This is a genomic window from Klebsiella terrigena (assembly GCF_012029655.1).
GTDB lineage: Bacteria > Pseudomonadota > Gammaproteobacteria > Enterobacterales > Enterobacteriaceae > Klebsiella > Klebsiella terrigena.
The window spans coordinates 2,362,416-2,387,669 of sequence record NZ_CP050508.1 but is presented as its reverse complement, the minus strand read 5'-3'; the positions used below and the strand labels follow the sequence as shown (position 1 = coordinate 2,387,669).

27 protein-coding genes are annotated in these 25,254 nt (G+C 61.5%); 12 read left to right on the top strand and 15 right to left on the bottom strand.

Going from position 1 to position 25,254, the window contains the following annotated elements:
• Positions 1–316: 316 nt before the first annotated feature.
• Complete coding sequence (locus HCK03_RS11240; protein WP_041145962.1) at positions 317–1,225, bottom strand: DUF535 family protein; 909 nt, start codon at positions 1,223–1,225, stop codon at positions 317–319.
• 310 nt (positions 1,226–1,535) lie between these two features.
• On the opposite strand from HCK03_RS11240, the gene HCK03_RS11235 reads away from it, so the two are divergent.
• On the top strand, positions 1,536–1,676 hold the full coding sequence (locus tag HCK03_RS11235; protein WP_004102786.1) for a hypothetical protein: 141 nt from the start codon (positions 1,536–1,538) through the stop codon (positions 1,674–1,676).
• Between the two features lie 110 nt (positions 1,677–1,786).
• On the opposite strand, the gene HCK03_RS11230 is transcribed toward HCK03_RS11235, so the two are convergent.
• A complete protein-coding gene (locus tag HCK03_RS11230) occupies positions 1,787–2,701 on the bottom strand; it encodes a LysR family transcriptional regulator (RefSeq protein ID WP_041145963.1) in 915 nt (304 codons plus the stop codon).
• Positions 2,702–2,843: 142 nt separating this feature from the next.
• On the opposite strand from HCK03_RS11230, the gene HCK03_RS11225 reads away from it, so the two are divergent.
• The 8 genes from HCK03_RS11225 (at position 2,844) to cspF (ending at position 9,331) form a co-directional block, all read left to right on the top strand.
• Positions 2,844–3,551 carry a CoA transferase subunit A gene (locus tag HCK03_RS11225; protein WP_041145964.1) on the top strand — a complete coding sequence of 236 codons (708 nt, stop codon included), beginning with the start codon at positions 2,844–2,846 and terminating at the stop codon, positions 3,549–3,551.
• Between the two features lie 2 nt (positions 3,552–3,553).
• The gene (locus HCK03_RS11220) at positions 3,554–4,210 is read left to right on the top strand and encodes a CoA transferase subunit B (RefSeq protein WP_167691570.1); all 657 of its coding nucleotides are present in this window, start codon (positions 3,554–3,556) and stop codon (positions 4,208–4,210) included.
• A gap of 10 nt (positions 4,211–4,220) precedes the next feature.
• Positions 4,221–5,417: an acetyl-CoA C-acetyltransferase gene (locus HCK03_RS11215; protein ID WP_167691569.1), complete on the top strand. Its 1,197-nt coding sequence runs from the start codon at positions 4,221–4,223 to the stop codon at positions 5,415–5,417.
• Positions 5,414–6,337 carry a 3-hydroxyacyl-CoA dehydrogenase family protein gene (locus tag HCK03_RS11210; RefSeq protein WP_167691568.1) on the top strand — a complete coding sequence of 308 codons (924 nt, stop codon included), beginning with the start codon at positions 5,414–5,416 and terminating at the stop codon, positions 6,335–6,337. The genes HCK03_RS11215 and HCK03_RS11210 overlap by 4 nt, the downstream gene beginning before the upstream one ends.
• Positions 6,338–6,380: 43 nt before the next feature.
• Positions 6,381–7,775 carry a GntP family permease gene (locus tag HCK03_RS11205; protein ID WP_197734837.1) on the top strand — a complete coding sequence of 465 codons (1,395 nt, stop codon included), beginning with the start codon at positions 6,381–6,383 and terminating at the stop codon, positions 7,773–7,775.
• Between the two features lie 37 nt (positions 7,776–7,812).
• Positions 7,813–8,583, top strand: a complete 771-nt coding sequence (locus tag HCK03_RS11200) for a 3-hydroxybutyrate dehydrogenase (RefSeq protein WP_041145969.1) — start codon at positions 7,813–7,815, stop codon at positions 8,581–8,583.
• Positions 8,584–8,751: 168 nt separating this feature from the next.
• Positions 8,752–8,922 carry a YnfU family zinc-binding protein gene (locus tag HCK03_RS26300; protein ID WP_217698331.1) on the top strand — a complete coding sequence of 57 codons (171 nt, stop codon included), beginning with the start codon at positions 8,752–8,754 and terminating at the stop codon, positions 8,920–8,922.
• Positions 8,923–9,118: 196 nt separating this feature from the next.
• On the top strand, positions 9,119–9,331 hold the full coding sequence (gene cspF, locus HCK03_RS11195; protein WP_143966973.1) for a cold shock-like protein CspF: 213 nt from the start codon (positions 9,119–9,121) through the stop codon (positions 9,329–9,331).
• 13 nt (positions 9,332–9,344) lie between these two features.
• On the opposite strand, the gene HCK03_RS11190 is transcribed toward cspF, so the two are convergent.
• Entirely contained in the window at positions 9,345–10,217 is an 873-nt protein-coding gene (locus tag HCK03_RS11190; RefSeq protein ID WP_167691567.1) for a LysR family transcriptional regulator, read from the bottom strand.
• 106 nt (positions 10,218–10,323) lie between these two features.
• Here HCK03_RS11190 and budA point away from each other — a divergent pair, with 106 nt between their 5' ends.
• From budA to HCK03_RS11175, 3 genes are read left to right on the top strand one after another with little or no spacing between them, the layout of a single operon-like run.
• Entirely contained in the window at positions 10,324–11,103 is a 780-nt protein-coding gene (gene budA, locus HCK03_RS11185) for an acetolactate decarboxylase (protein ID WP_041145972.1), read from the top strand.
• Positions 11,104–11,113: 10 nt separating this feature from the next.
• Positions 11,114–12,793, top strand: a complete 1,680-nt coding sequence (gene alsS, locus HCK03_RS11180; protein WP_123551510.1) for an acetolactate synthase AlsS — start codon at positions 11,114–11,116, stop codon at positions 12,791–12,793.
• A gap of 22 nt (positions 12,794–12,815) precedes the next feature.
• Entirely contained in the window at positions 12,816–13,586 is a 771-nt protein-coding gene (locus tag HCK03_RS11175) for a (S)-acetoin forming diacetyl reductase (RefSeq protein WP_041145974.1), read from the top strand.
• A gap of 852 nt (positions 13,587–14,438) precedes the next feature.
• On the opposite strand, the gene ccmI is transcribed toward HCK03_RS11175, so the two are convergent.
• From ccmI to HCK03_RS11115, 12 genes are all read right to left on the bottom strand, one after another.
• Positions 14,439–15,287 carry a c-type cytochrome biogenesis protein CcmI gene (ccmI, locus tag HCK03_RS11170; protein WP_167691566.1) on the bottom strand — a complete coding sequence of 283 codons (849 nt, stop codon included), beginning with the start codon at positions 15,285–15,287 and terminating at the stop codon, positions 14,439–14,441.
• Positions 15,284–15,742, bottom strand: coding sequence for a cytochrome c-type biogenesis protein (locus HCK03_RS11165; RefSeq protein ID WP_407692382.1), 459 nt, complete (start codon positions 15,740–15,742; stop codon positions 15,284–15,286). Before HCK03_RS11165 ends, ccmI begins: the two co-directional genes overlap by 4 nt.
• Entirely contained in the window at positions 15,739–16,296 is a 558-nt protein-coding gene (locus HCK03_RS11160) for a DsbE family thiol:disulfide interchange protein (protein ID WP_041145977.1), read from the bottom strand. Before HCK03_RS11160 ends, HCK03_RS11165 begins: the two co-directional genes overlap by 4 nt.
• Entirely contained in the window at positions 16,293–18,248 is a 1,956-nt protein-coding gene (locus HCK03_RS11155; protein ID WP_123551513.1) for a heme lyase CcmF/NrfE family subunit, read from the bottom strand. Before HCK03_RS11155 ends, HCK03_RS11160 begins: the two co-directional genes overlap by 4 nt.
• Entirely contained in the window at positions 18,245–18,703 is a 459-nt protein-coding gene (gene ccmE, locus HCK03_RS11150; protein WP_167691565.1) for a cytochrome c maturation protein CcmE, read from the bottom strand. The genes HCK03_RS11155 and ccmE overlap by 4 nt, the downstream gene beginning before the upstream one ends.
• Positions 18,687–18,917: a heme exporter protein CcmD gene (gene ccmD, locus HCK03_RS11145; protein ID WP_041145980.1), complete on the bottom strand. Its 231-nt coding sequence runs from the start codon at positions 18,915–18,917 to the stop codon at positions 18,687–18,689. The genes ccmE and ccmD overlap by 17 nt, the downstream gene beginning before the upstream one ends.
• On the bottom strand, positions 18,914–19,651 hold the full coding sequence (locus tag HCK03_RS11140) for a heme ABC transporter permease (RefSeq protein ID WP_167691564.1): 738 nt from the start codon (positions 19,649–19,651) through the stop codon (positions 18,914–18,916). Before HCK03_RS11140 ends, ccmD begins: the two co-directional genes overlap by 4 nt.
• A 55-nt stretch (positions 19,652–19,706) precedes the next feature.
• Entirely contained in the window at positions 19,707–20,366 is a 660-nt protein-coding gene (gene ccmB, locus HCK03_RS11135; RefSeq protein WP_041145982.1) for a heme exporter protein CcmB, read from the bottom strand.
• Positions 20,363–20,986 (bottom strand): cytochrome c biogenesis heme-transporting ATPase CcmA, encoded by a 624-nt coding sequence (gene ccmA, locus HCK03_RS11130; RefSeq protein ID WP_167691563.1) that lies wholly within the window; start codon positions 20,984–20,986, stop codon positions 20,363–20,365. The genes ccmB and ccmA overlap by 4 nt, the downstream gene beginning before the upstream one ends.
• Before the next feature lie 81 nt (positions 20,987–21,067).
• Positions 21,068–22,411 carry a c-type cytochrome gene (locus HCK03_RS11125; RefSeq protein WP_167691562.1) on the bottom strand — a complete coding sequence of 448 codons (1,344 nt, stop codon included), beginning with the start codon at positions 22,409–22,411 and terminating at the stop codon, positions 21,068–21,070.
• A gap of 10 nt (positions 22,412–22,421) precedes the next feature.
• Complete coding sequence (locus tag HCK03_RS11120; protein ID WP_041145984.1) at positions 22,422–24,206, bottom strand: GMC family oxidoreductase; 1,785 nt, start codon at positions 24,204–24,206, stop codon at positions 22,422–22,424.
• Between the two features lie 2 nt (positions 24,207–24,208).
• A complete protein-coding gene (locus tag HCK03_RS11115; protein WP_167692428.1) occupies positions 24,209–24,952 on the bottom strand; it encodes a gluconate 2-dehydrogenase subunit 3 family protein in 744 nt (247 codons plus the stop codon).
• Positions 24,953–25,254 lie beyond the last annotated feature (302 nt).

Sequence of the window (25,254 nt, the reverse complement as noted above, 5' to 3'; positions counted from 1 at the left end):
TGTAAATTTTATGTAAAACTATCCAGCATTTTATGTTTAAAATTTTTTAATTTATAAAAGGAAGTTGATAGACGAAGCGGTTTTAAGCACCACGACGCGAGGTGGGAAGATAGCGCGATGGTCGGAGAGAGTGAGGAGCGATACGGAGCCTGCGGAAGATTGCGGGCTAGTGCCTGCTAGTACGGGAGAGTAAGGGAGAGAGTGGGCAATCGCTGGCGATGATGGGAGATAGCGGGAGAGGGTTGTAAATAGCGGGAGATGGAGGGAGATTGCCGGCCAACAGCCCCCTGTTGACCGACAACCCCGCCGCTGCAGATTAACCGGCGCTAAGACGCCCGCCAAGCTGCTGCATTGAAGCCGCAAGCTCATGCTGCGCCAGCTCCTTCAAACTTTCACGTTTGATAAACTGGCTGCGATGCTTACTTTTGACCTCTTCAAGGCTTTTCTTTATTTCCTGCGACGGCAGCTTATACCAACCGCGACGATGCTGCTTACCGCCCACTTCCAGCCACAGCGCAGCGTAATTAGTCATTACTTTGTCGCTTTTCACATGGAAATTGCTGTCAACCGCATAGATCTCTTTAATATTACAGTGCTGTAAAAAACCGTACAGCAGCGTGATAATTAAATTTTTAGGTCGGATACCATAAAGCTCCTTAGTCAGGACTTTAATTTCATCACCGGTCACGTCTTTCCCCCCCTGAATGCCACCAATATAAGCGCGGCCGTCGGCGGTACAGGAAAAACAGAGACTGTAGATGCGTCTATTATCGAGAAGCATTAACAGCATCAGCTCTCCTTCTTCCTGAAAAGGCGATGCCAGCAGCTTAACGTCAATGCTGGTCCCATTTTTCAGCGGAACGGTCGCTACCGTCAGCCCAAACTCCGTCACGTTATACAGCTGCGGCATGATCGCTGCGGAAAATGTTTTTTCCATAAAAATCAACGAGCCGTAGGCGATATCGAGTTTGGTTCTCTTTGACAACTTCTTATTTAAATAGGCCTTGAAGGGTTTATCCTGAAAGCTGACCAGCCCCTCCGTGGCGCCGGTTAATCTGGCGCAAACGTATTTATCACACAGCGCCCGGTATTCCCTATATTTGCCCCCTGCCAGAGGTATTTCTCTGCATCGACGTAACACCTTCTTATATTTGAGTTTAACATTACAAATGAGTTTATTATTTTTTCGCCATTCTTTGATGGCGACTGCTGCTGTTATAGCCATCGATCAAGATCCATAGAATCAACCATAATCACGGCAATAATATCATAAATCATTCAAGTCAACGCTTAGTTACCCGTTCGTTGTCCCTTCATTTAATAAATAGTCAGGTAATCATTCTTTAAATTCTGAAATTAATTTCATCCTGCCTGTCAACTCTCATTATTAGCAGTCGGCTTCATTATTTATCACCTGCTGGGGGAAACGCGCGCGGGTTACCGCTACGTGCTATCAACGACGGCATGGGGTGCCCCCTCGCCCGTTTTGCCCTATAATCTGGCCACGGTCAAAACTGAACTAAAGTGGGTAACTCATGGAAATTGATCTCGACAACCTGGTTTTTAGCGGTCTGGAAGAAGCGCAGGAGCGTAACGCTGAACGCCTTGAAGACGCGGATAAGAAAGCCCAGGCGATCGTTGCCGATGATGATTGCGGCGACGCCTGCAAAATCTGATTTTTTAAACCGGCCGACGAGGCCGGTTTTTTTATGTCCTCCCCGCTGAAAGTGTCCCCTTGCCCGGGGAAATTCATTCCCCAGGCCGGCGCTGCGGGTCTGCGTCAGCATTACGGCAAATACCGTCCCTGCGGCCAGGCGGGAAGAAAACCCTTCAGCGTGTCCAGCAGCGCCTGCGCCGCTTTTGAGAGCTGCATATGTCCGGCGTGGATCACCCCGATGCATTTTTCAATCGGCGGGTTATCCAGCGGCAGGCACACCGCCCCCAGCGCCGCCATCTGCGAGCGGCACAGCGCCGGCACCGCGCTGCCGCCGAGGCCGCTGGCGACCATCCGCCCCACCGTCACCAGCTGGTGGCTCTCCAGCGCCACGTCGAGCTTACGCCCGCTGCGCGCCAGCTCCTCCTCGAGCATCAGACGCACCGCCGACGGCCGCTGGAGGGTAATAAAATCCAGCGTCAGCAGCTCCCGCCATGAGAGATGACTTTTACTGGCTAAGGGGGACTCTTTCGGCACAATCGCCACGAAGCGATCGACGGCGAGAGGCGTAAAAAGCAGGTTATTGGTCGGCGCGGGCTCAAAGGCGATGCCCATCTCCACCCGCCCTTCGCGAACCATTTCAATCACCTGCTCGTTGATGACGTCGTGAACCGTGACGTTAATCGCCGCATAGCGGTCGCGGAAGGCTTTCAGTACCTCAGGCAGCACGTTCGCGGCAAAGGAGGGCATTGCGGCGATGGAGATTTTTCCCCGCTGCAGGGTAAAGCTCTGGCGCATCGCCTCTTCGGCGTTATCCCAGTCCGCCAGCAGCTGGCGGGCCATCGGTAGAAAAATCTCGCCCTCCTGCGTCAGCGTCACTTTACGGGTGCTGCGCTGCAGCAGAGGGCCGCCTAAAACCTCTTCCAGCCCCTTGATCGTCAAACTGAGCGCCGGCTGGGAAAGATTCAGCCTCTCGCTGGCGTGAGCGAAATTCAGAGTGTGAGCTACCGCTAAAAACGCGCGTAACTGTTTGACACTCATTCTCATTTTTTATCCTGTTAACTAATTGAAAAAATTTAGTTAACAATAAATTAATAAAAAAACCAAATGAGTGGGTCACAAATTCAAAATTAACAAATCAGTCTTCGCCCTCAATGATAACCCTATCGCAAGCCAGCAGAGGTGAAACATGGCAGGACTGGATAAGCGCGTCGCCAGCTACGAAGCGGCGCTGGAAGGATTAACCGACGGAATGACGGTACTGGCGGGCGGCTTTGGCCTCTGCGGGATCCCGGAAAACCTCATCGCCGAAGTGAAGCGCCGCGGGACGCAGGGTCTGACGGTGGTGTCCAATAACTGCGGCGTCGACGGCTTTGGCCTCGGCATGCTGCTGGAGAGCCGCCAGGTGCGCAAGGTGGTGGCCTCCTACGTGGGCGAAAACGCGCTCTTTGCCCAGCAGGCGCTGAGCGGCGAGCTCGACGTCGAACTCACCCCCCAGGGCACGCTGGCAGAGAAAATTCGCGCCGGCGGGGCCGGTATTCCGGGGTTTTATACCGCTACCGGCTACGGTACGCCGGTAGCGGAAGGCAAAGAGGTACGCCAGTTTGCCGGCAAGCACTACATCCTCGAAGAGGCCATTAGCGGCGATTTCGCCCTGATTAAGGGCTGGAAGGCCGACTGGTACGGCAACGTTATCTATCGCCACACCGCGCAAAACTTTAACCCGCTGATGGCCGCCGCCGGGCGCATTACGGTGGTGGAAGTAGAAGAGATTGTCCCCCCAGGCGAGCTGCCTCCGGCCACCATTCATACTCCCGGCATCTACGTTGACAGGCTGATCGTCGGTAACTTTGAGAAACGTATTGAGCAGCGCACGCTGCGCGCGGGGAACCTCTGACTATGCTGACTCGTGAACAAATGGCGATGCGCGTCGCCCGGGAGCTGCGCGACGGCGACTACGTCAACCTCGGCATCGGCATCCCGACGCTGGTCGCCAACTACATCCCCGACGGCATCGACGTGATGCTGCAATCTGAAAATGGCCTGCTCGGCATGGGCGGCTTTCCGCTGGAAGAGCAGCTCGACGCCGACATGATTAACGCCGGTAAACAGACCGTCACCGCCCGCGTCGGCGCGGCAATTTTTGACTCCGCGCAGTCCTTCGCCATGATCCGCGGCGGCCACGTCGACCTGACCGTGCTCGGCGCCTTCGAAGTGGACGTGCAGGGCAATATTGCCTCGTGGATGATCCCCGGAAAAATGGTCAAGGGCATGGGCGGAGCGATGGACCTGGTGGCCGGGGCGCAGAACATCATCGTGGTGATGACCCACGCCTCAAAGGATGGCGAATCCAAGCTGCTGGCGCAGTGCACCCTGCCGCTCACCGGCGTCGGCTGCATTCAGCGGGTGCTGACCGACCTCGCCCTGCTGGAGATTATCGACGGGGCATTTGTGCTGCGCGAATACGCCCCGGGCGTCAGCGTCGCGGAGATTGTCAGCAAAACCGCCGGCCGCCTGGTCGTCCCTGACGACGTGCGTGTAATGCGCTTCAACTGAGGATATCCCTATGCAAGAGGTTGTGATTGTCAGCGCCGCCAGAACGCCGGTCGGCAGCTTTCGCGGCGCCTTCGCCACGCTTTCCGCGGTGGATCTCGGCGTTGAGGTCGTGCGCGGCCTGCTGGCCCGTAGCCAGCTCCCGGCGGATGCGGTCGATGAACTTATTTTCGGCCAGGTGCTGACCGCCGGCTGCGGACAAAACCCGGCGCGCCAGACGGCCTTAAGGGCCGGGCTGTCGGTTGATACCCCGGCGGTGACGGTGAACCTGGTCTGCGGCTCCGGGCTGAAGGCCGTTCAGCAGGCGGCCCAGGCCATCCGCTGCGGCGACGCGGAAATCGTCATCGCCGGCGGCCAGGAGAGCATGAGCAACGCGGCGTATCTGGTGGATGGCGCCCGCGCCGGGCTGCGCTTCGGCCACACCACCCTGCTCGACAGCATGATCCAGGACGGCCTGTGGGACGCCTTCAACGACTACCACATGGGCATCACCGCCGAAAACCTCGCCGACGAATTCGCCATTACCCGCCAGCGCCAGGACGCCTTCGCCGCCCTCTCGCAGCAAAAGGCGGCGGCGGCCATCGAAGCGGGCCGCTTTGACGATGAAATTGTCCCCGTCAGCGTCAGCCAGGGCAAAAAGGCGCCGCGGCGGGTTGAGCACGACGAGCAGCCGCGCCCGGATACCAGCGAACAGCAGCTGGCGCAGCTGCGCCCGGCCTTTCGCCCGCAGGACGGCAGCGTCACCGCCGGCAACGCCTCTTCGCTAAACGACGGCGCGGCGGCGGTGCTGCTGATGAGCGCCGACAAAGCCCGCGAGCTGGGGCTGCCGGTGCTCGGCAAAATCGTCAGCTCCGCCGTCGCCGGCGTTGACCCGGCGGTGATGGGAATAGGCCCGGTTAGCGCCTGTCGGCTGGCGCTGGCGCGCGCCGGATGGACGCTGGATGAGGTCGATTTAATTGAAGCCAACGAAGCCTTCGCCGTGCAGGCGCTGGCCGTCGGCGAGGCGCTGGGCTGGGACAGCCGGAAGGTGAACGTCAACGGCGGCGCCATCGCCCTCGGCCACCCCATCGGCGCCTCCGGCTGCCGCATTCTGGTGACCCTGCTGTATGAGATGCAGCGGCGCGGCGTCAGTAAAGGGCTGGCAACCCTCTGCGTCGGCGGCGGACAGGGCATCGCCATGACCATTGAACGTGAACGGGAGGCATCATGAATGAACCAAACATCGCGGTACTCGGCAGCGGGCTGATGGGCGTCGGCATTGCCTGCCACTTTGCCCGCCACGGCCATCGGGTGCGGATCTACGACACCGATCCGGCGCGGATCGCCGAAATCGCCGCCGTCGCCAACGCCATTCTTAACGAACTACAGGATGCCGGGAAGTTCGACGCCGCCAACCGCGCCGCGGCGCTGGACAACCTCTGCGGCACCACCGCGCTGAGCGACGTGGCGGATTGCACCCTGCTGATTGAGGCGATTCCGGAGCGCCTGCCGCTTAAGCACGCCCTGTACGCGCAGCTTGAGGCGCTGATCGCCGACGATGCGGTGATTGCCAGCAACACCAGCGGCCTGCCGCCGGATCGGCTGGCGCAGGGGATGAAGCATCCGCAGCGCCTGCTGATCGCCCATTTCTGGCACCCGCCGCATTTTATTCCGCTCGTCGAGGTCGTTCCCGGCAACGCCACCCGCCCGGAGCTGCCGCTGCAGGTGAGCGAATTTTTATCCGCCACCGGGCTGGAGGCGGTGGTGCTAAACCGCGCCGCGCCGGGCTTCGTCGGCAACCGCCTGCAGTTTGCCCTGCTGCGCGAGGCGCTGCACATCGTGCAAAGCGGGATCGCCTCGCCGGAGGTGGTGGACCGGGTAATGCGCTCATCGCTCGGCCGCCGCTACGCGATGGTTGGCCCGCTTGAAGCCGCGGATATGACCGGGCTGGCAACGGTCAAGGATATTTGTCAGCACCTGCTGCCGGAGCTCGCCAGCGGGTCGCAGATGATGGATCTGGTGGCGGAAAAGGTTGCCAGGGGCGAGACCGGCGCCCGCAGCGGGCAAGGGTTTTACCGCTGGGATGAGGCGCGCAACGCCCGTATTCAGTCGCGCCGGGAGCACCTGCTGCGCCACGCCCTGAAACCGTAACTTCTCGTACCGTACCCAACAATAACAATGAGAGTGAGGAGTCGTGATGAGTGTTTTGATTGCCCTGGCCGCGCTGGCGCTACTGATGCTGGCCGCCTACCGAGGATATAGCGTTATCCTCTTCGCCCCGATAGCCGCCCTTGGCGCGGTACTGCTCACCGACCCGAGCGCCGTAGGCCCGACCTTTACCGGGCTGTTTATGGAAAAAATGGTCGGCTTTGTGAAGCTTTATTTCCCGGTGTTTCTGCTGGGGGCGGTGTTCGGCAAGCTGATTGAGCTTTCGGGCTTCTCGCGCTCAATAGTCGCCGCGGCGATCCGGCTGCTCGGCCGCCGTCACGCCATTCCGGTCATCGTGCTGGTCTGCGCGCTGCTGACCTACGGCGGCGTGTCGCTGTTTGTGGTGGCCTTTGCGGTCTATCCCTTTGCCGCAGAGCTGTTCCGCCAGAGCGGGATCCCCAAGCGGCTGATCCCGGCCACCGTCGCGCTGGGCGCCTTCTCCTTCACCATGGACGCCCTGCCCGGCACGCCGCAGATTCAGAACATTATTCCGACCAGCTTTTTCGGCACCAACGCCTGGGCCGCGCCGTGGCTCGGGCTGATTGGATCGCTGTTTATTATTACCTTTGGCCTGCTGTGGCTGGATCGCCAGCGTCGCAGGGCGCAGGCTCGCGGCGAAGGCTACGGGACGGATCTGCAAAATGAGCCGGAAACGCCTGACAATATTAATCTTCCCCATCCGCTGATTGCGATTGCGCCGCTGCTGCTGGTGGGCGTGCTGAACCTGCTGTTTACCCGCTGGATCCCGCAGTGGTACGGCCCAACCCACGAGCTGAGCCTGCCGGGCCTGGCGAAGCCTATCATCACCGAGACCGGCAAAATCACCGCCATCTGGGCGGTGGAAGCCGCCCTGCTTTCCGGCATTTTAGTGGTGCTGCTGTTCGGCTTTCGCAACATTCGCGGCCGCCTCGCCGAAGGCAGCCGGACGGCGGTGAGCGGGGCCATTCTTGCGGCCATGAACACCGCCTCGGAATATGGCTTCGGCGCGGTCATTGCCGCCCTGCCGGGGTTTCTGGTGCTGTCAAAAGCGCTGACCGCGATCCCCAACCCGCTGCTGAACGAAGCGATCAGCGTCACGGTGCTGGCCGGGATCACCGGTTCGGCCTCCGGGGGGATGAGCATCGCGCTGGCGGCGATGTCGGATACTTTTATCGCCGCCGCGCACGCCGCCAATATTCCGCTTGAGGTGCTGCACCGCGTGGCCTCAATGGCCAGCGGCGGGATGGATACGCTGCCGCACAACGGCGCGGTCATTACGCTGCTTGCCATCACCGGACTCAGCCACCGCCAGGCCTACGGCGGGATCTTCGCCATCACCGTGATTAAGAGCCTGGCGGTCCTGTTCGTGATTGCCGTCTTCTATTTAACCGGTATCGTGTAACTGACATCGTTTAACCGGTAACGCTAAGGAAAATAAGATGAATCTTCAAGGTAAAGTCGCGCTGATCACCGGCTCAACGAGCGGCATTGGCTTAGGGATCGCCAGGGTGCTGGCGAAAGCCGGCGCGCAGACCATCCTCAACGGCTTTGGCGATAGCCAGGCCGCCTGCGCCGAGGTTGCGCAGCTGGGGCTCGCGCCGGGCTACCACGACGCCGACCTGCGCGACGTGCGGCAAATCGAAGCGATGTTCTCCTGGGCCGAACGCGAGTTTGGCGGCGTCGATATCGTCGTCAATAACGCCGGTATTCAGCACGTCGCGCCGGTCGAGTCCTTCGCCGTCGAGAAATGGGACGATATTCTCGCCATTAACCTGTCGAGCATTTTCCACACCAGCCGGCTGGCGCTGCCGCGCATGCGCGAACGCAACTGGGGACGCATTATCAATATCGCCTCGGTACACGGTCTGGTGGCCTCTAAGGATAAGTCGGCCTACGTGGCGGCTAAGCATGGGGCGATCGGCTTGACCAAAACCCTGGCGCTGGAGACCGCCAGAACCGGCATCACCTGCAATGCAATCTGCCCCGGCTGGGTGCTGACTCCGCTGGTGCAGCAGCAGATCGACCGGCGCATCGCCGAAGGCACGGACCCGCAGCTGGCCAGAGAGCAGCTGGTGGCCGAAAAGCAGCCCTCAGGCGAGTTCGTTACCCCGGAGCAGCTGGGGGAGATGGCGCTATTCCTGTGCAGCGACGCCGCCGCCCAGGTGCGCGGCGCGGCGTGGAATATGGACGGCGGCTGGGTCGCGCAATAACCGGCGTGGGGCGCAGGACGCGGCTGCCGCATCGTCCTCGCGCCCCGCTGGGATTGCGTAAATAGCGTTGACCAATCAGGCGTTTATTTCGCCCGCGACGAAATCATTTCGAGCTATTGATAGAAGAATGATGTATGGTTGCAGGCCATTACATCAGGAAAAAATCATATGTCAGATCGAAAAGACTCGAAAACTCGCCGTAATTACCTTGTAAAATGCTCCTGCCCTAACTGCTCCCAGGAATCAGAACATAGCTTTAGCCGAGTACAAAAAGGCGCTCAGCTCATCTGCCCTTACTGCCACAAACTCTTCCAGTCATCACCCAGAAACGCCGCCTAATCCCTAAATGCCCGACGCTGATTGTGCCTTGCCCCGTTATTTAGATAATTCTTATTATTGGGTCGAATGAGACAATCGGTTTTACCCCGTTCAGGCAAATAGAAAACCCGCACTCTGGCGGGTTTTAAATAGATCAATATTGTATTTCTTTGCATAACCCAGGGTTATCGCATTCCTATTTTTACCAGGAGTTTATTTGTTCCAAAAAATGACAGGTATTGTCAAAAGCTTTGATAATAAAACCGGCAGAGGCCTTATCGTCCCTTCCGACGGTCGTAAAGACGTTCAGGTTCATATTTCCGCATTATCCCCCAACGAGTCCACGGCGATAACGCCCGGTATTCGCGTTGAGTTTCGTCGGGTTAACGGCCTGCGCGGGCCAACCGCGGCAAACGTCTATACCTGCTAGCCCTGCGCCCCGCCTAAAACATCTCCAGAAAACGCTTTACCGTCCGCGAACGTTCAAAACGCCGCCACGCGATGGCGATCTCCGTCTTCAGCGACGCGTCCTGCAAGGGATGCCATGTGACGTTGGGAAGGCAAATACAGGTCATCGACTGAGGCACCAGCGCAAAGCCGAAGCCCGCGTCCACCATGCTAATAGAAGACGAGATCTGTGAAGATTGCCTGGCGCGGCTCATATCGACCCCGGCACGCCGGCAGCCATCATAAACCTGCTCGTAGAGGCCCGGCGCCACCTCCGGCGGGAAAATAACCGGCACCGTGTCGCTCAGCTGCGCCAGAGAGAGCGCGCTTTCCCCGGAGAGCGGGTGCGAGCGATGCAGCGCGATAACCATCGGCTCCTCGGCAATAATGCGCAAATTAAACGCCTTGCTGCTTTCACACGGCAGGCGCACAAAAGCGATATCCAGCTCCGCCTCGCCCAGGGCATGCATCAGCGTCGCCATATTGCCTTCGACCTGGCGCAGGGCCACCGCCGGATAGCGCTGCTGAAACTGGTACAGCAAAGAGAAAATCTGCGAATGAAAAGCAGCTGAACTGGTGATCCCCGGCACCAGGCTACCGTTCATGCCCCGCGCAATCCCCTTGGTTTTTTCCAGCGCCGCATCGCTTAAGGCGAGGATCTGACACGCGTCGACGTAGAACGACTCCCCGGCCTCCGTCAGCTCAACCCCCCGCGTCAAACGACGCAGCAGCGGAGTCCCTATTTCTCGCTCAAGTCGCTGAATTTGCTGACTTAGTGGCGGTTGAGAAATGCCAAGATCGTGGGCCGCCCGAGTGAAGTTCCGCGCCTCGGCAACGGCGACAAAATAACGTAAATAGCGAAGTTCCATATCGTAAACGTCTCAAACCAGCATGGATTCTATATTGGAACTGAGAGCTGAATCGGGTCAATATTTATTTAATCTTTCTTATATTTGTTGAACGAGGAAGTGGATTGTGAATCATTATCCTGAATGCACCTGCCAGGAGAGCCTGTGCGAAACCGTACGCGGCTTCTCCGCCCACCACCCTGATAGCGTTATCTATCAGACCTCTCTGATGAGCGCGCTGCTGAGCGGGGTCTATGAGGGTAGCACCACCATCGCCGATCTGCTGACCCACGGCGACTTCGGTCTCGGCACCTTTAACGAACTCGATGGCGAACTGATTGCCTTTAGCAGCGAGGTCTACCAGCTGCGCGCCGACGGCAGCGCGCGTAAAGCCCGGGCGGATCAAAAAACGCCCTTCGCGGTGATGACCTGGTTCAGACCGCAGTACCGTAAAACCTTTGACCACCCGGTCAGCCGCCAGCAGCTGCACGACGTTATCGACCAGCAAATTCCCTCCGATAACCTGTTCTGCGCCCTGCATATTGATGGCCACTTTCGCCACGCCCACACCCGCACCGTGCCGCGGCAGACGCCGCCCTATCGGGCGATGACCGACGTGCTCGATGACCAGCCGGTTTTCCGCTTCAACCAGCGCAAGGGGACGCTGGTCGGCTTTCGCACCCCGCAGCATATGCAGGGCCTCAACGTTGCCGGCTACCACGAGCACTTTATTACCGACGATCGCCAGGGCGGCGGCCATCTGCTGGACTACCAGCTCGATAGCGGCGTGCTGACCTTCGGCGAGATCCACAAGCTGATGATTGACCTCCCGGCCGACAGCGCTTTCCTGCAGGCCGACCTGCATCCTGACAATCTCGATGCCGCTATTCGTGCGGTAGAAAACTAAGGAGCTTCAGATGGACAAACCGCGTCACGAACGTCAATGGGCCCACGGTGCCGACTTAATCGTCAGCCAGCTTGAGGCCCAGGGCGTACGCCAGGTCTTCGGCATCCCCGGTGCCAAAATCGACAAGGTGTTTGATTCCCTCCTCGACTCCTCAATCCGCATTATTCCGGTGCGCCACGAGGCCAACGCCGCCTTTATGGCCGCGGCGGTCGGGCGGATTACCGGTAAAGCGGGCGTCGCGCTGGTGACCTCCGGTCCCGGCTGCTCAAACCTGATTACCGGCATGGCCACCGCCAATAGCGAAGGCGACCCGGTGGTGGCGCTGGGCGGCGCGGTGAAGCGCGCGGATAAAGCCAAGCTGGTTCACCAAAGCATGGACACCGTGGCGATGTTCAGCCCGGTCACCAAATACGCCGTCGAGGTGACCGCCTCCGACGCGCTGGCCGAGGTGGTCTCCAACGCCTTTCGCGCCGCCGAACAGGGGCGTCCGGGGAGCGCGTTTGTCAGCCTGCCGCAGGATATCGTTGACGGCCCCGCCAGCGGCAGCACGCTGCCCGCCAGCAGAGCGCCGCAGATGGGCGCCGCGCCGGATGGCGCCGTTGACAGCGTGGCGCAGGCGATCGCCGCAGCGAAGAACCCTATCTTCCTGCTCGGGCTGATGGCCAGCCAGCCGGAAAACAGCCGCGCCCTGCACCGCCTGCTGGAAAAAAGCCATATTCCGGTCACCAGCACCTATCAGGCCGCCGGGGCGGTAAATCAGGATAACTTCGCCCGCTTCGCCGGCCGGGTAGGTCTGTTTAATAACCAGGCGGGCGATCGCCTGCTGCGTCAGGCGGACCTGATCATCTGCATCGGCTATAGCCCGGTTGAGTACGAACCGGCGATGTGGAACAGCGGCACGGCAACCCTGGTGCATATCGATGTGCTGCCGGCCTATGAAGAGCGGAACTACGTCCCGGATATCGAGCTGGTGGGCGACATCGCCGCCACCCTCGAGAAGCTGGCCCAGCGCATTGAACATCGGCTGGTGTTAACTCCGCAGGCGGCGGACATCCTCGCCGACCGCCAGCGCCAGCGGGAGCTGCTTGACCGCCGCGGGGCGCAGCTGAATCAGTTTGCGCTCCACCCGCTGCGCATCGTGCGGGCGATGCAGGATATCGTCAACAGCGACGTCACCTTGACCGTCGATATGGGCAGTTTCCATATCTGGATTGCCCGCTACCTCTACAGCTTCCGCGCCCGCCAGGTGATGATCTCCAACGGTCAGCAAACGATGGGCGTCGCGCTGCCGTGGGCAATCGGCGCGTGGCTGGTCAATCCGCAGCGCAAGGTGGTCTCGGTATCCGGCGATGGCGGCTTCCTGCAGTCAAGCATGGAGCTGGAGACCGCCGTGCGCCTGCACGCCAATATTCTGCACATCATCTGGGTCGATAACGGCTACAACATGGTGGCGATTCAGGAACAGAAAAAATATCAGCGCCTCTCCGGCGTGGAGTTCGGCCCGGTCGATTTCAAAGTCTACGCCGAAGCGTTCGGGGCCTGCGGGTTCGCGGTAGAGAGCGCCGAGGCCCTGGAGCCGACCCTGCGCGCAGCGATGGATGTCGACGGCCCTGCGGTGGTCGCCATTCCGGTCGATTACCGCGATAACCCTCTGCTGATGGGCCAGCTCCATCTCAGCCAAATACTGTGAGTCACTACAAAAGGAAATGAAAATGCAAAAAGTCGCACTTGTCACCGGCGCCGGTCAGGGCATCGGTAAAGCTATCGCCCTGCGTCTGGTGAAGGATGGATTTGCCGTGGCAATCGCCGATTACAACGACGCTACGGCCACAGCGGTAGCCGCTGAAATCAACCAGGCCGGCGGCCGCGCGGTGGCCATTAAGGTCGACGTCTCGCGCCGGGACCAGGTTTTCGCCGCCGTTGAGCAGGCGCGTAAAGCCCTGGGCGGATTCAACGTTATCGTCAACAACGCCGGCATCGCGCCGTCAACGCCGATCGAGTCCATCACCGAGGAGATCGTCGACCGGGTCTATAACATCAACGTTAAGGGCGTCATCTGGGGGATGCAGGCGGCGGTGGAGGCCTTCAAAAAAGAGGGGCACGGCGGGAAGATCGTCAACGCCTGCTCCCAGGCCGGCCACGTCGGCAACCCGGAGCTGGCGGTCTACAGTTCGAGTAAATTCGCCGTGCGCGGCCTGACGCAAACCGCCGCCCGCGATCTGGCACCGCTGGGCATCACCGTTAACGGCTTCTGCCCGGGGATCGTTAAGACGCCAATGTGGGCGGAGATTGACCGTCAGGTGTCGGAAGCGGCGGGCAAACCGCTGGGCTACGGCACGGCTGAATTCGCCAAACGCATCACCCTTGGCCGCCTGTCGGAGCCTGAAGATGTCGCCGCCTGCGTGTCGTTCCTCGCCAGCCCGGATTCCGACTATATGACCGGCCAATCGCTGCTGATCGACGGCGGCATGGTATTCAACTAATCGTAGTATTTAATTAATCGTGGTATTCAACTAATAATATTAAGCTCTGACATGATTTGCCCCTGATCTAACGCAGGGGCCTTTTTATGCCGCAAGTACAAACAAGTCAGCCCTTCACAATCTCCTGCAGAACATTCCCGGCGCGCATTACTCCTCGTAAGCCTGGAGACTCAGCATTTCAACATTCCAACTTTCCAACTTTCCAACTTTCCAACTTTCCAACTTTCCAACAATAAAAATTGCCGCTGAAAAAACCTCCAGCAATGGTATCGCGACTTAATGACAACGGGCTGGCAGCGAGGGGGTTAGGGCGCATCAAGAAAACTGGCGGGAACGCAGGCGCGCATCCAGGACTGACCGCCAGGACAAAAACGCCGGGAGCGTTTTTGAACGACGTTAACGTCGGCCCCGAAGGGGTGAGTCCCATGGATGGGACGAATAAGGCGGTCAGAGAGGCAGGTCGAGACAGGGACGTCGAGTCCTGCCCGGTCCGCCAGATGAAGCCGGAGTGGAGCGTACCGCGCAGCGGCAGTTTTCAGCGCCATGCCGGGGGCCACGGGGGGCGGGCGAAACGCCCCCCGTGCCGCTCACCCGCAGCGGGTGTGAGAAAAGCGCTGGATTCATCGTGAACGGAACATTCCACGGAATATGAACGGAACATTCCACGGAATGTGAACGGAACATTCCACGGAATGTGAATGGAACACTCCGCGACAGTGGAAGGAACATTCCACCGAATGTGGAAGAAACATTCCGCGACAGTGGAAGGAACATTCCACCGAATGTGAGCGGTTCAATCCCCCGAAAGAGAGCGGAACAGCCCACTACGGTGAACAAAACACCCCCGCCAACCTACTTCGCCGGCGCCCGCCCCTGCGCCTGAGCCAACTCCCCCTCAATCGCCCGACGCCGGGCATCCCCCGGCGGCAACAGCCCCAGCAGCGCCTGCAGCGCCTCAACCGCCTGAGGATAATCCTCGTTCCGTACCGCGCTCAGCGCCAGCATCTCCAGCACCGGCTGACTCCGCGGCTGCCGCTGATGCAGCTCGCGCAGCAGCAGCTCCCCCATCCGCATCTGCCCGCTATCCCCCGCCCGCACCAGCGCGCTGGCGTAGGCGAAGGTCGCCGCCGGGTCGTCCGCCGCCAGCCGATGGGCGCGGGCAAACGCGCCGATCGCCGTCTCGCCGTCGTTCAGCAACAGGCCGATACGCCCGAGCAGCTGCCAGCCGGCGAGATCCTGCGGATTATCCTGCAGCCGGCTGCGCAGCCCCAGCCGAAGCTCGGCGATCTCATCCATCCGCAGCGGCGCGGCGGTGGGGTCTTGCACCTGCTGCAGCAGGGCCGGATAGTGGCGCTGCGCCTGCTGCCAGAGCAGCACCTGGCCGAAATCGCTGGTTTTAAGGAACAGCCCGCCGCTGAGGCAGACCAGCACCAGCGCTCCCGGCAGCAGCACCCGGCGGCCAAGGGGCCGGGGAGCGCGGGTGTCTGACTCCGGAATATCCGCCAGCAGCGTGCGCTGCAGATCGACCACCAGCGCCTCGCGGGTTGCGCCGTTTTCCTGCTCCAGCTCCTCTAAACGCGAGCGGTAGAGCGCCCGGTTTAGCCGATCCCGGTCGATCGCCCCTTTCTCCTGCCAGGGCAGATAGAGCAGCGCGAGGGCGCCGGCCAGCAGCAGCGCGGCCACGATTAAGAACGCAGTCATGCATCATTTCCTTTTTTCAGTAACGCCGCCAGCCGCTGGCGCTCTTGTTCGCTCAGTGCCGCATCGGTGGTATCGCGGCGCCTGGCGCGCGCCACCAGCACCCCGGCACCGGCAATCACAAACAGTCCGGGGATCAGCCACAGCAGGATCGTCCCCGCCGTCAGCGGCGGCTCATAGCTGACGAAGTTGCCATAGCGCGCCACCATGTAGGCGACGATCTGCTTCTTGCTCTGCCCCTGCTGCTGCAGCTCGTAAACCTTGAGCCGCATATCGGCGGCGATCATCGCATTCGAATCCGCGATGCTGTTGTTCTGGCATTTCGGACAGCGCAGCTGGGAGGTCACCTCGCGAAACGCCTGCTCCTGGGCCTCGTTCTTAAACTGCCAGGTATCAATGGCTCCCAGCGCGCTGCCCGACAGCAGCAGCGCCATCACGCCGCTCAGCAGGCGCTTCATGAGGCCGACTCCCGGCGATATTTTTCCCACAGCGGCCGCAGCTGCTCGCGCCAGACCCGCTCATTAAGATCCCCCGCGTGCCGCCAGCGGATAATTCCCCGGCCGTCGATCAGAAAGGTCTCCGGCGCGCCGTAAACGCCGAGGTCCAGCCCCAGCATGCCGCTGCCGTCGAACAGGCTGATGGCGTAAGGATTGCCCAGAGTATCGAGCCAGCTCACCGCTTTACGGCGGTCGTCTTTGTAGTTCAGCCCCACTACGCGTACCCCCTGCTGTGCCAGGCCGTTAAGGAACTGATGCTCGGCGCGACAGGTCGGGCACCAGGTCGCCCAGACGTTGAGCAGCAGCGGCCCGCCGCTGACCAGTACCGAGCGATCGTAGAGCTGGCCCGGAACGTTCAGCGCTTCGAGGCGAAACTCCGGCACCGGTTTGCCCACCAGCGCCGACTCCAGCGTCGTCGGGTCATCGCCGTCGGCGTTGCGCATCAGCTGCCAGAACAGCGCCGCCGCCAGCGCCAGGAACAGCGCCAGCGGGAGAAAAAGCCATCTGCGGTTCATGATTGCGCCTCCTGCAGCTTTTTACGCAGCCGGTAGCGCGGGTCGAGCATGCAGCACAGGCCGCCGAGCGCCATCAGCACGCCGCCGTACCAGATCCAGCGCACGAAGGGCTTGTAGTAGAGGCGCACAGCCCAGCTGCCGTCGCCCAGCTCCTCGCCCAGCGCGGCGTACAGGTCGCGGGTCAGCCCGCCGCTAATCGCCGCTTCGGTCATCATCATCCGGCTGGCGCTGTAGAAGCGCTTTTGCGCATACAGCGTGGCTTCCGGCCGCCCGCCGCGGGTGACCTGAATCACCCCTTCGCCGCCGGTCCAGTTGGCGCCCACGATGTTGCGCACGCCCGCGAAAACAAAGTGGTAGCGGTGGATATCAATGCTGTCGCCGGCCTTCATCCGCACGTCGCGCTCCACGCTGTAGCTCTGGCTGAACGCGATGCCGATAACCGTCACCGCCACGCCGACGTGGCCGAGCACCATCCCCCACTGGCTACGCGAGAGCGTCCTTAACCCGCGCCAGAATCCGTGCCGGTGGGTAGCGCGTTCGTGCACCTCGATCAGCGAGAAGATAAGCACCCAGATAGCCATCATCAGGCCCAGCGTCGCCATCGCCGCGATGCGGTCCTCCAGCAGCCACGGCAGCAGCAGCGCCAGTAGCAGGGTAACGACCGCTGAAGCCGCCGCGCGCTTCAGCTGCTTCGCCGCAGCGTCGCGCCGCCAGCGCACCAGCGGCCCGATGCCCAGCAGCAGCGCAAACGGCGCCATCAGGGCGGTAAACATGGTGTTGAAAAAGGGTTCGCCAATCGAAATGCTGCCCAGCCCCAGCTCTTTATGCACCAGCGGCAGCAGCGTTCCGAGCAGCACCACCAGCATGGCGGCAATCAGCAGAATATTGTTGCTCAGCAGGAATGACTCCCGCGACCACAGCGAATGCTCGACGCGCGCCCGCACTCGTCCGCCCTTAATGGCGTACAGCAGCAGCGATCCGCCGATGGCAATGACCAGCAGCGCGAGAATAAACAGCCCGCGCGTCGGGTCGGAGGCGAAGGCGTGGACCGAGACCAGCACCCCGGAACGCACCAGGAAGGTCCCCAGCAGGCACAGCGAAAAGGCGGAGATCGCCAGCAGTACGGTCCAGGCGCGGAAGCTGCCGCGCTTTTCGGTTACCGCCAGCGAGTGCAGCAGCGCGGTGCCGACCAGCCACGGCATAAAGGAGGCGTTCTCCACCGGGTCCCAGAACCACCAGCCGCCCCAGCCCAGCTCGTAGTAGGCCCACGCCGACCCGAGGACGATGCCAAGGGTCAGGAAAACCCACGCCGCCTGGGTCCACGGCCGCGACCAGCGCGCCCACGCCGTATCCAGCCGCCCGGCCAGCAGCGACGCGATAGCGAAAGCAAAAGCCACCGAGAAGCCAACGTAGCCCATATAGAGGATCGGCGGATGGAAGATCATGCCGATATCCTGCAGCAGCGGATTGAGGTCCCGGCCATCGATGGGATACAGCGGCAGCGTGCGGGTGAAGGGGTTAGAGGTGAGCAGAATAAACAGCAGAAAGCCGAAGGCAATCATCCCCATCACCGCCAGCACTCTGGCGACGGCGTCGAGCGGCATGCGGCGGCTCAGCAGAGCCACCGCAAAGGTCCAGACGCTCAGCAGCAGCACCCACAGCAGCAGAGAGCCCTCGTGGGCGCCCCAGGTCGCGGCCACCCGATACCACACCGGCAGCGCGCTGTTGGAGTTTTCCGCCACGTAGCGCACGGTAAAATCGTTAACCACGAAGGCGTGCACCAGCACCAGGAAGGCGCCGACGATGCAGAAAAACAGCGCGCAGGCCAGCGGGCGGGCCAGCGCCATCATGCGCCGATCCTGACGCGAAGCGCCCCACAGCGGATAGACGCTCAGCAGCAGCGCCAGGCCCGCCGCGAGGCACAGCAGATAGTTGCCCAGCTCCGGCATCATGGCTGGCTCTCCTTATTCACGGGACTCATGGCGTCCTTTACCTCCGGCGGCGTGTAGTTTTCATCGTGCCTGGCCAGCACCTGGCGGGCGATGATGTGCCGGGGGAAATCCAGCTCGCCCTGGGCGACCACGCCCTGCCCCTCGCGAAACAGGTCCGGCAGAATGCCGCGATAGCTCACCTCAACCGTGCCGCGGGCGTCATACAGCGTAAAGCTGACGTCCAGGGTTTGCGCATTGCGCCTGACGCTGCCCGGCTGAACGTAGCCGCCGATGCGCAGGCGCTGCCCGACGTGCGGCTTCTCATGGGTTTCCGTCTTGCCGTAGATAATCTCTCCTGGGGTATAGAACAGGTCGATGTTGGCGCTCAGGGCGTACAACGTCAGGCTGACGGCAAGCCCCAGCCCGGCCGCCACCGCCAGCACGATATAGAGGCGGTTCTTACGACGCGTCTGCATCTGCGGCCTCCCGGTCACGGACGCGCGCGGCGGCAATCCGCCGGTCGCGGGCCTGCTGGCGCCGAACCTCACTGAACAGCGCCCGGCGCTGCCACAGGGTATGCGCCGTCAGCAGGCCAAAGCCCGCCAGCGCGGCGGCAGCGGCCAGCCAGACGTACGGCGCGTAGCCGCCCATCGCCAGAAACGCGGCGAAGGAGGAAAAAGCGGGACTCATTGCGAGGCTCCTTTATTCACCAGCGCGGCCACCCACGGGCGGCGGCGTTCCTGGCGCAGGATCAGATTGCGCAGGCGCATCAGCGTCAGGGTAATAACCAGGCACAGCAGGCCGAGCATGCAGATGCGCAGCGGCAGGCGCATGCTGGGGTCAATACTCTGCTGCATATTGGTCGACCCCTGATGCAGGGTGTTCCACCAGATGACCGAGTAGTGAACGATCGGCAGATTGACCGCCCCGACCAGCACGAGGATCCCGGCGGCGCGTCCCGCCAGGCGGCGGTCGTCGAAGGCGTGCCAGAGGGCAATAATGCCGCCATAAATAAACAGCAGCACCAGCTCAGAAGTCAGACGGGCATCCCAGATCCACCAGGTTCCCCACATCGGCTTGCCCCACGCGGCGCCGCTAACCAGCGCGATAAAGGTGCAGACAGCGCCAACCGGCGCCAGCGCCGCGACGCTAAGGTCGGCCATTTTGACCTGCCAGACCATGCCAACGAAGGCCGCGGCGGCCATCGCGGCATAGATCCCCATTGACCCCATCGCCGCCGGGACGTGGAGATACATGATGCGATAGCTCTCCCCCTGCTGGTAGTCAGCGGGCGCATAGACAAAGCCCCAGCCCAGCCCCACCGCTAACAGCAGCGCGCTCAGCGTCGCCAGCCACGGGATCCAGCGGCCGCACAGGCCGTATAGCCGTTCGGGGATCGCCAGTTGATGTAATGCTTTCCACATAGACGTTTACTCACACGACTGTTTTTTATCACCGCGTCAGAAAGACCGCAGCGGGTTATTGCACCGTCAGCCGCAGCGCGGCGGCGGTGGCAAACGGGCATAGCGTCGCGCTGGCGGCTAAAAAGGCCCCCAGGATCGCCAGATAGCCATCCACCGGCAGCCCCGCCGAGGCGGCCTGCGTTGCGGCGGTGGCAAAGATTAACAGCGGCACCGACAGCGGCAGCACCAGCAGGCTAAGCAGCACGCCGCCGCGCCTGAGCCCCACCGTCAGCCCCACGCCAACCGCGCCTAAAAAGCTCAGGGTGGGCGTACCCAGCAGCAGGGTCAGCGCCAGCACGCCCGCGTCGTGGGCGGTCATCCCCAGCAGCAGCGCCGCCAGCGGGGAGACGATCAGCAGCGGCAGACCGGTCATTATCCAGTGGGCAACCACCTTCACCAGCACCACCGCCGCCAGCGGCGTCGGCAGCAGCAGCAGCTGTTCCAGGGAGCCGTCCTGCCAGTCATCGCGAAACAGGCGATCCATCACCAGCAGCGCCGCCAGCAGCGCCGCGACCCACACCACGCCCGGCGCAATCTGCGCCAGCAGCGGCGGGTTCGCGCCCACGCCGAACGGAAACAGGGTGATAACCAGCAGGAAAAACCACAGCGGATTGAGGATTTCCGCCCCGCTGCGCCAGGCGAGGCGCATTTCGCGGCAAAACAGCGCCCGCATCACCAGCCCACCGTCCTTTCGCCGCAGAGGCGCAGCGTCCGCAGAGGACAGGCCAGCGCCCGCAGCGGCTGATGGGTGGTGAGAATGACGCTGCCCCCCGCCTGCACGTGCTGCTCCAGGCGTCGGGTCAGCCGCTCCACCGCCGTGGCGTCAAGGGCGGTAAACGGCTCGTCGAGGATCCACAGCGTCGCCGAAGTCAGCCACAGGCGCGTCAGCGCCACCCGGCGCTGCTGCCCGGCCGAGAGCTGGCTCAGCGCCACGTCCTCGTAGCCCGCCAGCCCCATTGCCGCCAGCGCCTCTTCCCGCGCCCGCGGGCTGGTTTGCGCAAAGAAGAAGCGCAGGTTTTCATCCGCCGTCAGCGCCGCCTTGACGCCAGGCTTATGCCCGCACCACAGCAGCTGCTGATGGAAGGTGTCGCGTACCGACGAGAGCGGCTCGCCCTGCCAGCTGACGACGCCGCTTTCCGGCCGCGCCAGGCCGCAAAGCAGCCGCAGCAGGGAGGTTTTTCCGCTGCCGTTATCGCCGGACACCTGCAGCATTTCGCCACGGTTAACCGTTAATGTCAGCGCCTGAAACAGCACCCGCTCGTCGTAGATGCAGGTGAGTTGTTCTGCGTGCAGCATGAGTGCAAGCCCTTTCAAATCAGACCATAGTCGGCAGCGGCAATCGCGGAATGCGCCGCGCGAACGGCGCATTCCTGGCCGCTACTGCCCGGTGACCGGCAGCTTCGAGATGTCGGCGCTGCCGAGCGCCTTCTCATCAGGCACGATCGACCTGTCCTTGCGGACTTTCGCCACGTCGCTGGCGGTGACCGGCGGCGCGCTGTTGCCCCAGCTGGTGCGGATAAAGTTGACCACATCCGCCACCTGCCCGTCGTCCAGGCGCCAGCCAAACGGCGGCATGGTCAGGTTAGAGACCGCATTTTTCACCGCCGGCGTGGTGCTGCCCGTCAGGATGATGTGGATAAGCGACGTCGCATCCTGCGTCTGCACCACCGGGTTGCCCTTCAGCGCCGGGAAGGCGCGTTTATAGCCCGCGCCGTCGGTACGGTGACAGGCCGCGCAGTTATCGACGTACAGCGCCGCGCCGGGCTTGCTGTCATCTCCCTTCCACAGATCTTTCGCCACGCTGTCCTCCACCGGCGCAGGGGTCTGCTGACCGCCGCGCGGCGGCAGGGATTTCAGGTAGCGGGCAATCGCCGTCACGTCCTCGTCGGAGAGATACTGCAGGCTGTGCTCCACCACGTCGCTCATGCCGCCGAAGACCACCGACTTATCGTTGCGGCCGGTTTTCAGGAACTCCGCCAGCTCCGCCTCGCTCCAGCTGCCGAGGCCGTCGCGGTTTTCGCCGCGCAGGCTCGAGGCGACCCAGCCGTCCACCGGCGCGCTGCTGCCGGCGAGGAAATCGTCACCTTCGGTTTCGCTCAGCGCCTTCTCCTGCATCGTCAGGCTACGCGGCGTATGGCAGGCGCCGCAGTGGCCGAGCCCCTCCACCAGATAGCGGCCGCGCTCAAGCAGCGGGTCAACCTGCGGATTAGCGACAAAATCGCTCGGCGCGGGCGCGAAGATCCCGCGCCAGAACACCAGCGGCCAGCGCATAGAGAGCGGCCACGGGATATCGCTGTCGCGATTTGCCGCGTTTACCGGCGCCACGCCGTGCATAAAGTAGGCGTACATCGCCCGCATGTCCGCTTCGCTGATGCGCGCGAACGACGGGTACGGCATTGCCGGATAGAGCGTCGAGCCGTCCTTACGTACCCCTTTGCGCACCGCATCGTCGAACTCTTCAAAGGTATAGTCGCCGATACCGTGGGTTTTATCCGGGGTAATGTTGGTGGAGTAGATGGTGCCGATTGGCGTCCCCATCGGCAGACCGCCGGCGAAAGGCTGGCCCTCTTTACCGTTGGTATGGCAGGCGACGCAGTCCCCCGCGCGCGCCAGATACTCACCCTGTTTAATTAAGCTGCCGTCGGCCGGGGCCTCTTCGGCAAAAGCGGAAAAACTCAGCGCACCGAGCACCAGTGCAGATAGCCATTGCATCTTCATCATTTGCCTTCCTTTATGCCTGCACCAGTGGACCCGGATTTTTCAGGTACCGTTCGCGGATCGCTTTTGCCGACCAGTAGGCCAGCGCGGCCACGGTTCCCGTCGGGTTATATCCCAGGCCCTGCGGGAAGGCAGAGGCGCCGATAACGAAAACGTTGTGGACATCCCAGCTCTGCAGATAGCGGTTCACGGCGCTGGTTTTCGGGTTCTCGCCCATCACCGCCCCGCCGTTCATGTGGGTGGTCTGATAGCTGGTGGTATCAAAGTGGCTGTTGGCGTTTTTCGGGCTGCCGAGCATATATTTCGGCTTCATGGCTTTGGCAATCGGCGCCATCTTGTCGAACATAAACTGCGCCATCTTGATGTCGTTTTCCTGCCAGTCAAAGGTCATGCGCAGCAGCGGCTGGCCGAAGACGTTTTTGTAGTTCGGATCGAGGTCAAGATAGTTCTGGCGGTAGGATTGATGCGCACCGTGCGCGTCCATCGACAGATGGTGGGTATAGGTGTCGGCAACCGCCGCTTTCCACTTGCTGCCCCACGCCGGAGTGCCCGGAGGAACCGGCAGGCCGGAGATTGGCTTGGTCCCGGCCTGGTTGACCCAGAACGGAGAGCCGCCGACAAAACCGGCGGCGCCGTGATCGAAGTTATCGCCGTTAAAGTCATCAATCCCGACGCCGTTGCCGCCCGCGCCAATAAACGGGTTGGTGACGGTATCTTTATCGAAGATGGCCTTAATAGTGGTCATGTTCTGATAGGCAAAGTTGCGCCCGACCACCCCTTCGCCGGTTTGCGGATCGTAGGGTTTGCCGATGCCGGAGAGCAGCATCAGGTGCACGTTGTGGAACTGGAAGGCGCCGATGATAACCAGATCGGCCGGCTGCTCCATCTCCCGCCCCTGGGCGTCGACGTAGCTGACGCCGGTGGCCCGCTGCCGGTCGGGGGTGAGGTTAACCTTCAGCACGTTGGCGTTGGTGCGCAGCTCAAAGCGCTTCTCCTGGCGCAGCGCCGGCAGGATATTGACGTTTGGCGAGGCCTTGGAATACATGTAGCAGGCGTAGCCGCTGCAGTAGCCGCAGAAGTTGCACGGCCCCATCTGCGCGCCGTAGGTGTTGGTATAGGAGTCAGAGGTGTTGGCTGACGGCAGGTTGTACGGGTGATAGCCCACCTCGCGTGCCGCCTTCTCAAACAGCTGCGCCGACCAGGTATTCTTCTGCGCCGGCAGCGGGAAGTCGTCCGAGCGATCCGGGGCAAAGACGTTGCCGCCGCGATCCTTCCCGACCACCTTTCCCTTCACCGACCAGGCGGTGCCCGAGGTGCCGAAAACCTTTTCCGCCTTATCAAAGAACGGCTCCAGTTCGTCGTAGGTGACGCCGAAATCCTGGATAATCATGTCCTGCGGGATAAAGCTTTTGCCGTAGCGCTCCTCATAGTGGCTGCGCATCCGCAGCTCAATCGGGTCAACGCGGAAGTGCACCCCGGACCAGTGCAGGCCCGCGCCGCCAACGCCGGTTCCCGGCAGGAAGGCCGCCAGCTGACGATACGGCACCGCATCCTGAGCGCTATTATGGCGAATGGTGACCGTGCTTTTCGACAGGTCCTGGAACAGCTTGCGGCGAATGTTGTAGGTCAGCTCATCGACCACCTGCGGATAGGCGCCATCGGGCCAGGTATCGCGCATCGGGCCGCGCTCCAGCGCCACCACGTTGAGGCCCGCTTCGGTCAGCTCTTTGGCCATAATGGCGCCAACCCAGCCAAACCCCACAATCGCGACATCGGTTTTTTTCAGTACGGTGGCCATCGTTACGCCCTCTCCCCATTAATTGATACCGGCGGGAGGGGATAGCGTTCACCCCGTTCAACCCAGTCCATAAAGTCGGCGCGCGCGCCGGGAAAATTAATCAACGTCCAGCCGACCATGCCCTTATTGCCGCCATGAATCGGGTCGCTGAAGAATCCTTCGCGGGTGTTCTGCAGCAGATAAGAGAAGAACAGCGAGGACGGCAGCTGCTTAAACGCGGCGCTGCCCGCTTCAAACTGGCTCAGCGCGGCGTCCTGCTGCCCGGCGGTCAGTTCGGCAAAAGGCTTCTGATGCTGGCTGCGGCACCATTCGTCGGCGTCCGCAATCCCGAGGTTGTAGATCTGTTTTGGCACCAGCGGGAGCTGGTAGCCCATCTCTTTCGGCACGTCCGGGTTAAACGGACCCTGCATATACCAGATGGAACCGGTAGCATAGGGGGTATTCATCTGGCGATCGATAAACTCCGGAACCCCCGCCTCGCGCGCGCCGGGCCCCAGCTCGTCGGCCGGAATAAGGCGAGCCACCGCGGCATTGATAAACGCCCACTCCTGCTCGTTGAAGAACTGCGGCTGCCAGCCCTCGCCGGCCGGCGTTTTTGCCGCCGCTGCGGCGTCGGATGCCTGGGCCTGAGCCGCGGCGCCAATGGCCCCGACGCCGCCGCCAGCGATGACGACCGTTGGAATCAAGGCCATTGATTTTACTAAAAAATCACGCCTCGAGCTGTTGGTTTTTTCACTCGACATTATCACATTCCTGTCATTTAAAATGGCTGCTTTTGTAGGTTACAAGCCCAGCAATATCGAATTTGGAACCGATACCATTCAGCCTCCGCATCGCGGGACCTGCTGGTTCGATCCATTAAGTCGTACAAAAAATCGCCGTTGGCGAGGTGATTATTTATCGCGTTATCGTTTGGATATTAGTCGATCCTCAAAACCAGTCGCCAAAACGGGAAAAATATTCCCGGAACTTGATAATGAGAACGTTTATTAAATAACCTGGATGCAGAAGCTCGTGCGGAATCACCGAAGGCGTAGTGCTTATCCGT

What these genes read in the sequence shown, in the direction of transcription:
- HCK03_RS11140 (WP_167691564.1), bottom strand. Translation starts at nt 19,651, where the DNA reads ATGTGGAAAGCATTACATCAACTGGCGATCCCCGAACGGCTATACGGC.
- ccmI (WP_167691566.1), bottom strand. Translation starts at nt 15,287, where the DNA reads ATGACTGCGTTCTTAATCGTGGCCGCGCTGCTGCTGGCCGGCGCCCTC.
- HCK03_RS11160 (WP_041145977.1), bottom strand. Translation starts at nt 16,296, where the DNA reads ATGAACCGCAGATGGCTTTTTCTCCCGCTGGCGCTGTTCCTGGCGCTG.
- HCK03_RS11215 (WP_167691569.1), top strand. Translation starts at nt 4,221, where the DNA reads ATGCAAGAGGTTGTGATTGTCAGCGCCGCCAGAACGCCGGTCGGCAGC.
- HCK03_RS11235 (WP_004102786.1), top strand. Translation starts at nt 1,536, where the DNA reads ATGGAAATTGATCTCGACAACCTGGTTTTTAGCGGTCTGGAAGAAGCG.
- HCK03_RS11125 (WP_167691562.1), bottom strand. Translation starts at nt 22,411, where the DNA reads ATGATGAAGATGCAATGGCTATCTGCACTGGTGCTCGGTGCGCTGAGT.
- ccmA (WP_167691563.1), bottom strand. Translation starts at nt 20,986, where the DNA reads ATGCTGCACGCAGAACAACTCACCTGCATCTACGACGAGCGGGTGCTG.
- HCK03_RS11240 (WP_041145962.1), bottom strand. Translation starts at nt 1,225, where the DNA reads ATGGCTATAACAGCAGCAGTCGCCATCAAAGAATGGCGAAAAAATAAT.
- HCK03_RS11175 (WP_041145974.1), top strand. Translation starts at nt 12,816, where the DNA reads ATGCAAAAAGTCGCACTTGTCACCGGCGCCGGTCAGGGCATCGGTAAA.
- HCK03_RS11225 (WP_041145964.1), top strand. Translation starts at nt 2,844, where the DNA reads ATGGCAGGACTGGATAAGCGCGTCGCCAGCTACGAAGCGGCGCTGGAA.
- HCK03_RS11220 (WP_167691570.1), top strand. Translation starts at nt 3,554, where the DNA reads ATGCTGACTCGTGAACAAATGGCGATGCGCGTCGCCCGGGAGCTGCGC.
- HCK03_RS26300 (WP_217698331.1), top strand. Translation starts at nt 8,752, where the DNA reads ATGTCAGATCGAAAAGACTCGAAAACTCGCCGTAATTACCTTGTAAAA.
- HCK03_RS11155 (WP_123551513.1), bottom strand. Translation starts at nt 18,248, where the DNA reads ATGATGCCGGAGCTGGGCAACTATCTGCTGTGCCTCGCGGCGGGCCTG.
- HCK03_RS11190 (WP_167691567.1), bottom strand. Translation starts at nt 10,217, where the DNA reads ATGGAACTTCGCTATTTACGTTATTTTGTCGCCGTTGCCGAGGCGCGG.
- ccmE (WP_167691565.1), bottom strand. Translation starts at nt 18,703, where the DNA reads ATGCAGACGCGTCGTAAGAACCGCCTCTATATCGTGCTGGCGGTGGCG.
- HCK03_RS11230 (WP_041145963.1), bottom strand. Translation starts at nt 2,701, where the DNA reads ATGAGAATGAGTGTCAAACAGTTACGCGCGTTTTTAGCGGTAGCTCAC.
- HCK03_RS11165 (WP_407692382.1), bottom strand. Translation starts at nt 15,742, where the DNA reads ATGAAGCGCCTGCTGAGCGGCGTGATGGCGCTGCTGCTGTCGGGCAGC.
- alsS (WP_123551510.1), top strand. Translation starts at nt 11,114, where the DNA reads ATGGACAAACCGCGTCACGAACGTCAATGGGCCCACGGTGCCGACTTA.
- HCK03_RS11120 (WP_041145984.1), bottom strand. Translation starts at nt 24,206, where the DNA reads ATGGCCACCGTACTGAAAAAAACCGATGTCGCGATTGTGGGGTTTGGC.
- HCK03_RS11200 (WP_041145969.1), top strand. Translation starts at nt 7,813, where the DNA reads ATGAATCTTCAAGGTAAAGTCGCGCTGATCACCGGCTCAACGAGCGGC.
- ccmD (WP_041145980.1), bottom strand. Translation starts at nt 18,917, where the DNA reads ATGAGTCCCGCTTTTTCCTCCTTCGCCGCGTTTCTGGCGATGGGCGGC.
- HCK03_RS11210 (WP_167691568.1), top strand. Translation starts at nt 5,414, where the DNA reads ATGAATGAACCAAACATCGCGGTACTCGGCAGCGGGCTGATGGGCGTC.